At 62.5% G+C, this 13,213-nt stretch carries 12 protein-coding genes; 4 read left to right on the top strand and 8 right to left on the bottom strand.

The window, feature by feature from the left end; genetic code table 11:
• Positions 1 to 98 precede the first annotated feature (98 nt).
• Positions 99 to 569: a hypothetical protein gene (locus BX592_RS26675; RefSeq protein WP_134196282.1), complete on the top strand. Its 471-nt coding sequence runs from the start codon at positions 99 to 101 to the stop codon at positions 567 to 569.
• A gap of 25 nt (positions 570 to 594) precedes the next feature.
• On the opposite strand, the gene BX592_RS26670 is transcribed toward BX592_RS26675, so the two are convergent.
• From BX592_RS26670 to BX592_RS26645, 6 genes are all read right to left on the bottom strand, one after another.
• Positions 595 to 2,196, bottom strand: coding sequence for a patatin-like phospholipase family protein (locus BX592_RS26670; RefSeq protein ID WP_166676476.1), 1,602 nt, complete (start codon positions 2,194 to 2,196; stop codon positions 595 to 597).
• Between the two features lie 413 nt (positions 2,197 to 2,609).
• Complete coding sequence (locus tag BX592_RS26665; protein WP_134196280.1) at positions 2,610 to 3,710, bottom strand: ABC transporter ATP-binding protein; 1,101 nt, start codon at positions 3,708 to 3,710, stop codon at positions 2,610 to 2,612.
• Positions 3,707 to 4,756: a carbohydrate ABC transporter permease gene (locus tag BX592_RS26660; RefSeq protein WP_134196279.1), complete on the bottom strand. Its 1,050-nt coding sequence runs from the start codon at positions 4,754 to 4,756 to the stop codon at positions 3,707 to 3,709. Before BX592_RS26660 ends, BX592_RS26665 begins: the two co-directional genes overlap by 4 nt.
• Positions 4,753 to 5,922: a carbohydrate ABC transporter permease gene (locus tag BX592_RS26655; RefSeq protein ID WP_134196278.1), complete on the bottom strand. Its 1,170-nt coding sequence runs from the start codon at positions 5,920 to 5,922 to the stop codon at positions 4,753 to 4,755. The genes BX592_RS26660 and BX592_RS26655 overlap by 4 nt, the downstream gene beginning before the upstream one ends.
• A gap of 50 nt (positions 5,923 to 5,972) precedes the next feature.
• Positions 5,973 to 7,478 (bottom strand): extracellular solute-binding protein, encoded by a 1,506-nt coding sequence (locus BX592_RS26650; RefSeq protein WP_134196277.1) that lies wholly within the window; start codon positions 7,476 to 7,478, stop codon positions 5,973 to 5,975.
• Positions 7,479 to 7,655: 177 nt separating this feature from the next.
• Complete coding sequence (locus tag BX592_RS26645) at positions 7,656 to 8,381, bottom strand: GntR family transcriptional regulator (protein ID WP_243849742.1); 726 nt, start codon at positions 8,379 to 8,381, stop codon at positions 7,656 to 7,658.
• A gap of 161 nt (positions 8,382 to 8,542) precedes the next feature.
• Between BX592_RS26645 and BX592_RS26640 the strand changes: the two genes are divergently transcribed.
• Positions 8,543 to 9,841: an L-fuconate dehydratase gene (locus BX592_RS26640; protein ID WP_134196276.1), complete on the top strand. Its 1,299-nt coding sequence runs from the start codon at positions 8,543 to 8,545 to the stop codon at positions 9,839 to 9,841.
• Between the two features lie 174 nt (positions 9,842 to 10,015).
• Positions 10,016 to 10,669 carry a LysE family translocator gene (locus BX592_RS26635; RefSeq protein ID WP_134196275.1) on the top strand — a complete coding sequence of 218 codons (654 nt, stop codon included), beginning with the start codon at positions 10,016 to 10,018 and terminating at the stop codon, positions 10,667 to 10,669.
• 66 nt (positions 10,670 to 10,735) lie between these two features.
• On the opposite strand, the gene rarD is transcribed toward BX592_RS26635, so the two are convergent.
• Positions 10,736 to 11,611: an EamA family transporter RarD gene (gene rarD / locus BX592_RS26630; protein ID WP_134196274.1), complete on the bottom strand. Its 876-nt coding sequence runs from the start codon at positions 11,609 to 11,611 to the stop codon at positions 10,736 to 10,738.
• Positions 11,612 to 11,899: 288 nt separating this feature from the next.
• Between rarD and BX592_RS26625 the strand changes: the two genes are divergently transcribed.
• Complete coding sequence (locus BX592_RS26625; protein WP_134196273.1) at positions 11,900 to 12,688, top strand: sulfite exporter TauE/SafE family protein; 789 nt, start codon at positions 11,900 to 11,902, stop codon at positions 12,686 to 12,688.
• Positions 12,689 to 12,832: 144 nt separating this feature from the next.
• Here the strand turns inward: BX592_RS26625 and BX592_RS26620 are convergent, their stop codons facing one another.
• A complete protein-coding gene (locus tag BX592_RS26620; RefSeq protein ID WP_134196321.1) occupies positions 12,833 to 13,087 on the bottom strand; it encodes a hypothetical protein in 255 nt (84 codons plus the stop codon).
• Positions 13,088 to 13,213 lie beyond the last annotated feature (126 nt).

Here is a 13,213-nt window from a genome sequence, read left to right as displayed (position 1 = left end):
CCCGGGATATGCGTCGAAGCCTGGAATAATGCACCTGGGTCAGATGTTGAATGAACAATAGCAATGTGTGCCCGCCCTCCAGGCTTCATTCCAACGCCATGACCAAGAACTCGCTGACTATCCATCAGATCAAGGCAGCCGCCAACGAATACGCAATCAGCACCCGCGACAAGAACACCGACAACCGGATGATGTCGCTCGCCATCAGCAGCGATGCGAAGCTCAAGGTATTCGCGATGAGCGGCGGCATCGCGCCGCCGGATGGCACGGTCGATCCGACAAAGCCTTATCCGCAATATTTGCAGCTATTCGAGCCAAAGGCACCGTGGCGCTCATTGCAGGTGCCCGGCCCGGCAAATCGTCCGTATAGCGTTTGCTCGGAAGCCCACATCTGGCTCGAACTGATGGGCCGGGGACGCAATCCGCGCCATTACACGCTCGTGTCGTTCAACAGGCTGGGCATCATCGCGGCGCCCTGCGCGAATTGCTCGCTGTGGGTCGAAAACGCGTTCGGCGCTGTGTACAAGGAGACGACGAGTTACGCGGGGCATGACCGACAAAGGCCGTGACGGGCCTCTATCCTTCATACGAGACTCACAGCGCGTGATCGGCGACCAGTTCCGGGCACATCTGCTTGATCCGCGATTCGAGCATGCCGGTACTGGCACGGTCACCGTTCGGGCCTCCATCGGCGTTGCGACCGCTGGTTTCTTCATCCTGACCGTAGCCGCCGCTGGTACGGCGCCCGTTCCCTGCCCTCGCATCGAAGAACTGCTGAATTTGCTGCGCATGTTGATGCACGCTCCAGCACGCCGCGATGCGCACCAGTTGCGCATCGCAGGCGTCCAGGTGATACCGGGTCGGAATATCGCGTGCCGCCGTAGTCACGGCTTTCTTGTCGTCGTAGTGTGCATGGCATTCGGGCGTGTCGATGCGCAGCGAGCTGACATTCAGATCGTCCGGCTTCAGTCCGACAATATCGAGCCGCGTAATCGCGCTACTCGAGCGCTTCATCGTGCGCGCCGCGTAGGTCGTCACATTCCATAGGTCCTGCCGATACAGCGACGCACGCACTTCCTGAATGTCGGACACGCGTGTCGGGTCGTCGATAAAGGCGGACAGCGGCGACTTGTCGCCGGCGATCGTCGCGCCGTATGCATTGAACGGCAGCGATGCGTCGAGCGAGATGATCAGGTCGCGGTGCGAACGCGTCTTCAGCAGATCGCGCAGGAACAGTTGCGACAGCGATTCGATGCCGCTGTTATCGGCGACGCCGCCATCGATCAGATGCAGCAACTCATGGTCGCCGCTCACCCGATAAGCGATCGGCCCCACCACCAGCGGGAACGCACCCGATGTCGCGACCGCGCGCGCCAGCGGCATGTCGGCGCTCGGCACCGACTGCTGCCTGGGGTTCCAGAAGTTGTCGAAGCCTTCAGGCGTCAGCGCATCGCTGCGATCGCACTTGCTCAATTGCGCCTCGTGCATGTCGTCGACGTGCTCTGTTTGCCCGGTCGGTGCGTAGACGACATCAAGCAGGAATTTCTCGGTATTCAGGCAGAATGCGGCGCTCGGGATCGTCGTCATCACGAAACGGCGGCCGGTATCGTAGTGCGTCGCGTTCAGAATCAGATACGGACTCGCGCCCGACGCCTCGCGTTTGTCGAGATCGGCGAAAGTCGCGCCGTGCAGATACTGTGTGTCGATTGCCCTCGCGAGGCCGTCCGCGTTCGAACCTAACATGACGATCTTGAAACCGAACAGCGCCGCTTCCCAATTGAAGTTCATCTGTTGATGAAAATCGTCGAAAAACTGTGCATAGGGCGTTGGGATCGTACTGCCGGTGAGCATCTCGCTGTAGTGGCCGATGCCCTTCATGCTGAAGTACGACGCGGCAAAACTGCCGCCGGACACGCTCGAAATATGATCGACGGTATCGAGGAAGCTGATCGGCTGCCCTGCCGAATCGGTGCCCGCCGGTGCGGCGACAGGCAGACTGCCTAGCAGCTCGAGCACATACGACGCAAATAGCGCGGACCGGTTGCCGCCGCCGGAAATCGCGACGCCGACCAGCGGCCGCGATGCAGGCGCGTCGGCTACCGCGGTGTTGCTGAGATACGTGCTTGGCGCGCCGGGCGTGAACTCATAGCCGCTGCACGCAGTCAGCATCGCTGCAACGGCGATGGCGAACAGCACGCCAGCGCCGCGCCGCGCGCGTGTAAGCAAACAGCGTCGCAGGTTGGGTATCCGTGCGCGAAGCGTGTGGTAGACGATTGTGTGTGCCGTGTGTGCCGATGGCCGCTCTGCCATTTTCGTGTCCTGTTATGCCAAGCAAAAAGCGCCATGTAGACATAACGTCGACACGCGGCGCGACTCGCCTGTCACAACACGCGGGCACAAGGTGTTATTCCTTCGCGGAAACTCGCACACGGTTGGGCCGCGTCGAACCCGACTCGATGGTTAAGCGGGAAATGGACAGCGCATTCGGCTCGATGCGAACCGACGCTTCATGGGCCGAAGCGCCGCGTCGTGTCATGCAGCGCTGCGGGTCCGCAAAACGTGCCGCGCCGCATCAGCGGCGGGCATGAACGAACCTCGAAAGAGCCGCTTCACGCGCGGCCGATACGCGCGCCCGACTCCCGATCGAACAGATACACGCGCTCGGCGTTCAGCTTCAGGCCGACTTCCGCACCGATCTCACCGGCGAACATGTTCGATACTTTCACGACCACCGGTTGCTCGCCGATATTCAGCGTAACGAGCGAGTGATCGCCAATCAGTTCGACCGAATATATCCGCCCGCGGCCGACGCCGTCTCCGGCCGCGACCAGCGAACATTCTTCGGGCCGTACGCCTAACGTTGCCGCGCCGTTATATCTGACGCCGGTGGCAAACGTGATCCCTTCGGCATCGAAGCGGCCATCGGCGAGCGTGCCGCGCAGAAAATTCATCGGCGGCGAGCCGATAAAGCCGGCAACGAACAGGTTAGCCGGCTCCGAGTAGATCCGTGCAGGCGTATCGAGCTGCTGCAACACACCTTTATCGATCAGCGCGACACGATGCGCGAGCGTCATCGCTTCGATCTGATCATGCGTGACGTAGATGGTCGTGATGTCGAGTTCGTGCTGCATATGCTTCAACTCGGCGCGCATATGGCCGCGCAGCTTCGCATCGAGGTTCGACAGCGGCTCGTCCATCAGGAACGCAGCGGGACGCCGCACGATCGCGCGCGCGAGTGCAACCCGCTGCCGCTGGCCGCCGGACAGCTGACGCGGATAGCGTTCGAGCATCGGTTCCAGATGCACGCTGGCGGCAACGTCGCGCACCGCCGCTTCGATCTGCGCTTTCGGATGCTTGCGCACGATCAGCGGGTACGCGATGTTTTCGAACACCGTCTTGTGCGGATACAGCGCGTACGACTGGAACACCATCGCCACGTCTCGATCGCGCGGCAGTTGCTGCGTGACGTCGCGCTCGCCGACATGCACGGTGCCTTCGGTCGCCGACTCGAGCCCGGCAACGATGCGCAGTGCCGTAGTCTTGCCGCAGCCCGATTCGCCGAGCAGCACCAGAAACTCGCCGGCGCGTACATCGAGCGACAGGTCATGCAGCACGCGCGTTTCGCCGAAATCCTTGCTGACGTTGCGCAGCGACACGCTCTTCGAATGTTGCCGCGCGGGCGTGGGTAGGTCGTTGATCCTGTCGTTCATCCTTTCACGGCTCCCACAAGAATGCCCTTCACGATAAAGCGCTGCAACGTCAGCGTAAGCACCATCACCGGTGCGATCATGATCAGGATCAGCACCGACATGTTCCACCACTGCGGTCCACGCGTTGCGTTCTGCGCGGCAACCAGCAGCGGCAGCGTCTGTGCGTTGGCGGTTGTCAGAAAGAGCGCGAACAGGTATTCGTTCCACGCGAGAATCAGCACCAGCAGACCGGTCGCGACGAGCCCTGGCGCCACCAGCGGAAACACGATGCCGAACAGAATCGAAAAGCGCGTCGCGCCGTCGATCTGCGCGCTCTCCTCGATTTCCTTCGGCACACCGGTGAAAAAGTCGTACATCAGCCACACGACGATCGGCACATTCGACGTCGCGTAGGTGATGATCAACGCGAGATGCGTATCGAGCAGGCCGACCGTCTTGAACGTCAGATAGATCGGAATAACGGTGACAACCGGCGGCAGAATGCGCTGCGAGACCATCCAGAACAGAATGTCGTCGTTGTTCATGTGCCGTCGCGCGCGGCGCATCACCGGCCTGAGCAGCAAGAAGAACAACGCGATGGCCACCGCCACGGCGATCCGCAGGTCGACACCGCCCCATGCGACCGCGGCGCTCAGCACCGCAAGCAGCAGCACGCCGATACCGATCGCCGCGAGCGGTGGCCGGTACTCGATCCGCGCAAGCGCATACGCGGCCATCGAACCCAGAAATACCGCGGCCGCCGTGCTGCAGATCGCGACGATCAGCGAGTTCAGATACGGGCGAAACGTGTCGGGGCCGAGGTCGACGAAAATGTAATGCCACGCGTCGAGGCTCGGTTTGAAATCGACGAACGGCAAATACACCGGGCCATTCGACACGTCGATCGGCAGCTTGAACGACGTGATCGCCATCCAGTACAGCGGGAACAGCACGACGAGCGACCATAGCCCGAGCAGCGCGTACGCGATCGCTCTCGTGCCGGGTGGGATTGCGTCGAGACGTGCCGGCACGAACAGACGCTTGAATCCGGTGGTTTTCGACGTCATGTCCGCTGCCCTCTCGCACGCCTCACGACCAGTTGAAAGAACGACACGCAGGCGATCGTCGATACGAAGAACAGCATGTATGCGACCGCCGACGCGCCGCCGAGATTCAGCGTGCGCCATTCGATAAACGCGTGCAGCGTCATCGATTCGGTCGCGATGCCGGGGCCGCCGTTGGTCAGCACGTTCGGCAAGTCGACGATCTTGAACGCTTCGATCAGGCGGATCAGCACCGCACTCGCGGCGACCGGCGCAATCGACGGCCAGACGACGTCGCGGAAGATTCTCCAGCTCGACGCACCATCGAGCTGCGCGGCTTCGATCTGATCGCGCGACGTGCCTTCGAGCGCCGCGAGCAGCACAAGGAACATGAACGGCACCCACTGCCAGGTGTCGCCGATTACCACCACTGCGCGGGCGAGCCATGGGTCCGCGGCCCACGCGATCTGTCCGAGGCCGATCAGCGACCAGAACGGCGCGAGCGGGCCGACCGAGGTGTCGGCCATCATCCGGAACATGTATGCAATGCCGACTGGCGTCACCATCAGCGGCAGGAAAAACAGGATGCGAAAAAATCGATTGCCTTTGAGCGGTAACGTGCATAGCATCGCGAGGCCGAGGCCGATCGAGAACTGCAACGCGACGCCGAGCACCACATAAAACAGCGTGACCGTCAGCGTGCCGGGCTGGCCGCTGGAACCGATCGTGACGGCCGCGAGCCAGATCACCGTCAATAACGCCGCTGCGGCGATCAGGCGGCCGAGGACGCCGATCACCGAGCGGCGCGCACTCATCAGATAGCGCACCAGCCACCAGCCGATCAGCAACACCGTCAGCGCGATTACCGTGAGGCTGATGACGCCCACCGGATGAAACACGCCAACAAAGTGAAACTGATGCGTGCCGACGAAAAGGCGCTTGTAGTTCAGCAATCCGATGAATTTCAATCCATAGCCGCCCTCGCCTAGCTCAAACCGTGTCAACGACAGATACGCGGATGCGACCAGCGGAAAAACCGAGAACGCGAGAATAAGCAGCACAGTCGGCAGCACGAACACATAGCGAGCCTGACGATCGAGCCAGTTCGTCGCGAACGAGCGGCGCGAGCCGCGCGTCGCGACGAGGGCTTCGGAAGCGTCTGACGAGGACGCGTGTTGTGATGATTGCATCGCGTTGACCTTGGCGTCTGTGCGTATCTTCAACGGTCGATTAACGCGCGTTACGGCTTGTACCCGATCGACGCGCGGTACGCGGCAAGCTGGTTGTCCTTGCCGACGTCATCGGTGATTTCATCCCAGCCCTGCTCGATGGTCTTCATCGTTGCGTCCGCATCGAGTTCGCCGGCGAGGAAGCGCGACACCGCGGTGTCGAGCACGACCTGCTGATAGCGCTGATTCTGCGGAATCCGCAAATCGATGATCATGTTCGGGCTTTGCAGGCTCGACTTGATCGCACCGAGATACGACGCGGAGAGCGCATCGCTCATGCCGGACTTTTTCCAGATCGACATATCGCTGAACTGCGACTGGCGATACGGGTTGAAGCCGGTACGGCCGATCGTCACGTCGACATTCGATTGCGCGGGCTGGCTCATATACGACAGGAACGCGTATGCGGCGTCCTTCACCTTCGGTTTCGCCTTCGCGCTGATGCCGCCGGACCAGCCACCGAACGCAGCGAACGGCGCATGATTCACGCCGTCGATTGCGTAAGGGCAGATCGCCTTGTCGCACGCGACGAGCTTGCCGGTATCACGATTCAACACCTTTTTCGAACCGGGCAGAATCACCGCGCCGGTCGTATCGGCAACCTTCGACTGTTTCGGATCGACCGCAAGCGGTCCGATATCGCCCCAGTCGAGCGTCAGCGCGCAATGCCCGGAGATAAACGCGCTGCGCGTATCGCCGACATCGAGGTTGATCTCGTTCGGCGGTCCGTACTGGGTGGTTTCCTTATAGACGTCGAGCGCCGCCTTGAAGCCGTCGTTGTTGATCAACGGCTTGAAGTTGCGCGGATCGAAGAACGCGCCCTGCGCCGTGCCCTTCGACTGGATGTAGCCGCCGGCGATCGATGTGATCGCCCAGTAGGCCTGGGCATTGCGCTTCTTCGAAATGCACGAGCCGGCGACCGGCTTGCCGTCGCCGCCGAACACTTTGCCGTTCGCTGCCTTCGCGATGTCGAGATAGTCGTCCCACGTTTTCGGCGGTTGTTTGCCGAGCTGTTTCAGGATATCCGTGCGGTAGTAGACCATCTGGAAGTCGCCGTCGAGCGCGATCAGATAGGTCTTGCCCGCATAGCGTTGCGAGAAATCGCGGAAAAACGGCATCACATCGTCTTCCTTTAGCGCCTTGTCTTGCGCAACGCGCGAGCTCAGGTCTTCGAGGAAGCCGCCCTTCGTGTAGTCGGGCATCCACTGCGGCGCGAACACCGCCGCATCGACCGAGTTCGTGCCCGACGCCCAGTCGGTCAATAGCTTCTGATACAGGTCCGAAAACGGCACCGTCAGGATGTTGATCTTCGCACCGGTCAGCTTTTCGAACTCCGGTGCGCGCCGTTGCAGCGGTTCGGCGATTTGCGGGCCGACGAACGTCATGATGTTCACCGTCACGCCGTGAAAATCTTCCGCGTGCGCGCATGTGCTTGCGATGCCGCCCGTGATGCCGAAAGTGATCCCGCACGCGGCCACGAACGCAGCGGCCGCGCTCAAGCGTTTTACGAGCTTCATTTTGTCTCCTTCGTTCCGGTTGACTGCGTCGAGTTCAACGTCCGGTGACCTGATCCAACAACGGCTGCAACATCGTGTGGCGCTGATTGAAGTTCGGCGGCGCGCCTGTTGTTCGGTTTGTTATTCCCCTTGTTATTCCCCTTGTTATTCCGCCTGCTATTCCGCTTGTCGTGCGGCTTATTCCTCGACCAGATCGGGCCGCTCGGCGGCGAAGCGCCGCAATTCGGCGACGACCTGATCCAGATGACCGTGCATCGCGCGCGCCGCCGCTTCGATATCGCGGCCGCGAATCGCGTCATAAATGCGTTGGTGTTCGTCGAGCGTACGCGTCAGGCGCTCGGGCGTTGCGATCAGCTGCCGCGCGCGATCGAGTGCGCTGCGCGACACCGTGACAATCTCCTTCACGCGCGGCAGCGCGATTTCGTCGAGCATGATCTCGTGGAACGCCAGATCGAGCCGATGAAATGTATGACGTTGTGCGGCGCCCACCGCTTCGCGCTGTTTTTCCAGGTTCTGTGCAAGTGCATCGAGTGTCGCGGCACGGCACGCGAGCGCGACACTGCGCACGGTTTCCACTTCGAGTGCACTGCGAATAAACAGATGCTGACGAATATCGTGAATCACGACCGGCCGCACGCGCGTGCCGCGCTGCGGCAGTACTTCGACGAGGCCCGCGGCCGCGAGCTTCGTAAGCGCCGCGGAAACGGGAAAGCGCGACACGCCCATGCGCTCGCAAATTGCCTGTTTGTCGAGCATCGCACCGGGCTCGAACGCGAGCGTGACAATCGCGTCGCGCAGCGCCTGTTCGACCGCGCCGGTCAGATTGCCGCGTTCGCCGCCTTGCAGTTTGTGCAGCGCGAGATAGGGGTCGCCCTGATCCGCCGCTTCGTTAGAAGAACTCACGGTGCGCTTGATTTGCGACTAACATGTTAGCATGCTAGGAGGCGAAACTAGCGGTGTCAACGAGCGCTTTCCCAGGCAAATCCGCCCAGGTTTTATCCACGCAAACCCGGCTTGCCCACGCGTGTGCTTCGCGTCCGTCACTTCACGAGGGAGGGTTTCTGATGACCACAATCACCGGCCTCACCGTGCGGGACATTCGCTTTCCGACATCGCGTTCGCTCGACGGCTCGGACGCGATGAATGCGGCGCCGGACTATTCCGCCACTTACGTCGTACTCGAAACCGACGCGCCGAAGTCGCTCGCCGGCCACGGCCTCACCTTCACGATCGGACGTGGCAATGAAATTTGCGTGAGCGCCGTCCATGCGTTGTCGCGACTCGTGGTCGGCCGCCGCCTCGAAGATATTGCCGCCGATATGGGCGGTTTCTGGCGTGCGATCACATCGGATAGCCAACTGCGCTGGATCGGGCCAGACAAAGGCGCGATTCATCTGGCCACCGCCGCGGTGGTCAATGCGGTCTGGGACCTTTGGGCAAAGGCCGAAGGCAAGCCGGTGTGGAAACTGCTGGTCGATATGAGCCCCGAGGCGCTCGTCGGTTGCCTCGACTTCCGCTACGTGACCGATGCGCTGACGCCACATGAAGCGCTGGCGATACTGCGCCGCCACGCGGCGACCAAAGCCGATCGCGAAGCGGAAATGCTCGCGCACGGCTACCCCGCGTACACGACCTCCGCCGGCTGGCTCGGCTACGACGACGACAAGATCCGGCGCCTCGCGCGCGAAGGGGTGAAGCAAGGCTGGACGCACTTCAAGCAGAAGGTCGGCGGCAACCTCGAAGAAGACGTGCGCCGCGCGCGCATCCTGCGAGAAGAGATCGGCGTCGAGCGCAAGTTGATGATGGACGCGAACCAGGTGTGGGAGGTCGACGAGGCGATTGCGAACATGCGCCAGCTCGCGGAGTTCGACCCGTGGTGGATCGAGGAGCCGACCAGCCCTGACGACGTGCTCGGTCACGCCGCGATCCGCCGTCGGCTCGGCACGATCGGCGTCGCTACCGGCGAGCACTGCCAGAACCGCGTGATGTTCAAGCAGCTGCTGCAGGCGCAGGCAATCGACTTCTGCCAGATCGACAGTTGCCGGCTGGGCGGCCTCAACGAAGTGCTAGTCGTGCTGCTGATGGCTGCGAAGTTCGGCGTGCCGGTCTGTCCGCACGCGGGCGGTGTCGGGCTTTGCGAATACGTGCAGCACATCTCGCTGTTCGACTACATCTGCGTATCCGCGTCGCTTGAAAATCGCGTGCTCGAGTATGTCGACCACCTGCATCAGCACTTCGTCGACCCGGTCATGATTCGCAACGGCCGGTATATGCCGCCGCAAAGGGCCGGGTACAGCATCGAAATGTTGCCGGCATCGCTGGACGAATTTCATTTCCCGAGCGGAAAAGCGTGGAGATCGTAACGCGGGCGGGTTCGGCCGACGCATGTTGCCGCGCGCCGGTCGCGCCGCGAGTGTATTCCCGCGTTGCCGGTTAGCCGTGGCGCCGCTATGCTCTTGCGTTTTGCTTACACAGGTCAGCGGACGCGATCGCGCACAGCGGCGCGTTCGCGGACGTGACCGATATCAGGAGTTTCCGTGTTCAACGTAGGCCTTTTTCTCACCGCAGCCGGCGTGGGCCTTGCGGTTGCCGCGCCGATCGGTCCGATGGGCATGCTGTGTATCCGCCGCACGCTCGCCGGCGGTCCGCGCGCGGGGCTCGCGATCGGTCTGGGCATTGCCAGCGGCGACGCGGCGTACGGCCTGGTCGCCGCGTTGGGTCTTGTCAGCGTGTCGCAGTTCATGCTCGCGTACGACAAACCGCTGCATATCGCCGCCGGCGTATTTCTGCTTTGGCTCGGCCTGCGCACGATTCTGCAGAAAACGCCTGATGACAATGGTGCTCACGCGGGCGACGCGAACGGCAACGGCAAACTCGCCGCGCTCGGCCGCTCGGGTGCCATGCGCTCATTCGGCGGCGCGTTGCTGTTAACGCTGACCAACCCGCAAACCGTGATCATGTTCGCCGCGTTGTTTACGACGCTTGCACCACGCGGCGCGTTCGCATCGGACGTCGCGTTCACGACCGTGCTCGGCGTGTTCTTCGGTTCGATCGCATGGTGGTGTTGTCTTGTCACCGTCGTGTCGCTCGCGCGTCATGCGATCGGCAGACGACTGCGCATGATCATCGACCGCGTGGCGGGCCTCGCGCTCGCGGTATTCGGTGTCAACGAGATTCGCCGCGCGCTGTAAGCGCGCGGCGACGCACGACGCCCCGCCGGTGTGGGCGGAGCCCAGGGACTCAGCCCCCGCCGTCCATCATTGCCGCACGAGCCGCAGGCGCGCCAAGCCTTCGAGCGAGTACACGGCCAGTGCGAGCCAGATCGCGCCATAGCCGATCAGTTGCGCGCCGCCGAACGGCTCCCGGTAGATCAACACGCCGATCAGCAACTGCAACGACGGCGTCACATACTGCAAAAGCCCGAGCATCGACAGCGGAATACGCCGTGCGCCCGCAGCGAATAGCAGCAGCGGCACCGCGGTGATCGGCCCGGCCAGCGCGAGCAGCACCTTCACGCCGGCGGGCGCCGCACCAAAGCCGCTGTCGCCATGCAGTGACAGCGCCGCCAGATACAGCAGCGCCACCGGCAGCAGGAGAATGGTCTCGAGCGTAAGCCCTTCGAGTGCGCCGAGCTTCGCAGTCTTGCGCAACAGCCCGTAGCCGCCGAAGGTCAGCGCGAGGCCGATGCTGATCCATGGCGGCCGGCCGTTTTGCCACGTGAGCCACAGCACGCCGGCTGACGCAATCGCAACGGCGAACCACTGCACGGGCCGCAGTCGCTCGCCAAGAAAACCGAGGCCGAACAGCACGCTGATTAGCGGCGTGACGAAGTAACCGAGGCTTGCTTCGACGATATGCCCCGCGTTGACCGCCCAGATATAGATTCCCCAGTTCGCCGACAACAGCGCCGCGCTTGCCGCGAAGCGTGCGAGCAGGCGCCGGTCGCGCATCACCGGCGCCAGCCAGCGCCACTGCAGCCGTACGGTCAGCACGATAAACAGGAACAGCATCGACCAGACCATCCGGTGCGCGAGAATCTCGAGCGACGAGATCTGATGCAGTGATTTGAAGTAAACGGGAAAGAGCCCCCAGATCGTGAAGGCAAGAAATGCGTAGGCGACGCCGTAGTTCATTGTGATAAGCGGGACGGAAAACGGGGGGTAGCCGCACAACCTCACGCACAGTCTCACAGAGGCGGCCGTGGGCTATGGTAAGCGACCGACAAGAGGCGGCGAAAGGTATTGTAAGCTTCGAGTCACACAATCCAGAACGCAACGCGGCGGGTTTTGCGACAATACGGGTCTTTCGGCGCACCTGCTTATCCATTTCCACAAGGAAATCGCCGATCCCGTGCAATCGGCCAATCTTAAGTACGCTTCGCCGTCCTGAGCCCGGCCAACACCCGCTGCCATTTTCCCCTGATGTCTTTCCCGCATATTGAACCGCTGTACTCCGTCTCCGGCCTTTTCGTCGGCTTTCTGGTCGGGCTGACCGGCGTCGGCGGCGGCTCGCTGATGACGCCGATTCTCGTGCTGTTGTTCGGCATTCACCCGGCCACCGCGGTCGGCACCGACCTGCTGTATGCATCGGTGACCAAAGCGACCGGCACGCTCGTGCACGGCATGAAGGGTTCGGTGGACTGGCTGGTCACGCTGCGTCTCGCGGCCGGCAGCGTACCGGCTGCGACGCTCACGCTGATCCTGCTGCATCGCTATGGAATGGATTCGCCGCGCGGCAGCTATCTGATTCAGATCGTGCTCGGCGCGGCGCTGCTGATCACCGCGATTGCGCTGATATTCCGGCCACAGCTCGCGGCCTTTGCGTCGCGTCACCGTCCCGCGCCCGCGCACGGCAACACGCTCGCGCTGACGATGCTGACCGGCGCCGTGCTCGGCGCGCTCGTGACGTTGACCTCGGTCGGCGCGGGCGCAATCGGTGTGACGGTGCTGCTGCTGTTATACCCGGCGCTGCCCGTTTCACGCATCGTCGGGTCCGACATTGCGCACGCGGTGCCACTGACGCTGCTCGCGGGCGCGGGTCACTGGCTGCTCGGGTCGATCGACTGGTCGCTGCTCGTGTCGCTGCTGGTCGGGTCGTTGCCAGGCATCGTCGCCGGCAGCCTGCTTTCGGCGAAGGCACCGGAGAAACTGCTGCGGCATGTGCTTGCCGCAACGCTGACCGTCGTCGGCATCAAGCTGGTGCTGGTTTGAGCCTTGAAGGTGTGCGCGCATCGCCTGCATGCGATGCGCGTCTGAATGCGAACGTTGCGATCTCAACGTTACAACACGCGTTGCTGGAGCGGTGCAACGTGCATCGCACCGCGCGGTGAAACGGATGAACGGTTGAACCGGCGCCTACTTGAAGAACCGGCAGTTCAGATCCGTTTCAAACTCGCGCACCCAATGCCCGCCGCTGTCCTCGCGATACGACTGCGCCCAGCCGCCGCGTCGCACGGTGACGAGCCGCTGGCTCTGCGCGGGGTCGTGCGCATCGATCGTTGCGCTCACATCGAAATGCGCGGGCGCGAAACCATGCCGTGCGCAAACCAGTTCGAAAGCCGCTCGTTCGCCGATCGGCAAGTCGGTGTACCGCAGAAGTGTCGTGTCCATCATGCTCGACTCCGATTCCGATATCTCAGAGTACGACATCACGTGGGTAATTTGTGTGTCATGGCGCACGAGCGGACCGTCAATACGAAGCGTATTCGCGTCAAAAGTGCGCATCGGCGCGCCATC

This window comes from Paraburkholderia rhizosphaerae (assembly GCF_004366595.1).
In the GTDB taxonomy this organism is placed as follows: domain Bacteria; phylum Pseudomonadota; class Gammaproteobacteria; order Burkholderiales; family Burkholderiaceae; genus Paraburkholderia; species Paraburkholderia rhizosphaerae.
This window is presented reverse-complemented; position numbering and strand designations above follow the sequence as displayed.

Coding starts and splice junctions, on each gene's coding strand:
- BX592_RS26675 (WP_134196282.1), top strand. CDS start 99: ATGACCAAGAACTCGCTGACTATCCATCAGATCAAGGCAGCCGCCAAC.
- BX592_RS26665 (WP_134196280.1), bottom strand. CDS start 3,710: ATGAACGACAGGATCAACGACCTACCCACGCCCGCGCGGCAACATTCG.
- BX592_RS26660 (WP_134196279.1), bottom strand. CDS start 4,756: ATGACGTCGAAAACCACCGGATTCAAGCGTCTGTTCGTGCCGGCACGT.
- BX592_RS26655 (WP_134196278.1), bottom strand. CDS start 5,922: ATGCAATCATCACAACACGCGTCCTCGTCAGACGCTTCCGAAGCCCTC.
- BX592_RS26650 (WP_134196277.1), bottom strand. CDS start 7,478: ATGAAGCTCGTAAAACGCTTGAGCGCGGCCGCTGCGTTCGTGGCCGCG.
- BX592_RS26640 (WP_134196276.1), top strand. CDS start 8,543: ATGACCACAATCACCGGCCTCACCGTGCGGGACATTCGCTTTCCGACA.
- rarD (WP_134196274.1), bottom strand. CDS start 11,611: ATGAACTACGGCGTCGCCTACGCATTTCTTGCCTTCACGATCTGGGGG.
- BX592_RS26625 (WP_134196273.1), top strand. CDS start 11,900: ATGTCTTTCCCGCATATTGAACCGCTGTACTCCGTCTCCGGCCTTTTC.
- BX592_RS26620 (WP_134196321.1), bottom strand. CDS start 13,087: ATGGACACGACACTTCTGCGGTACACCGACTTGCCGATCGGCGAACGA.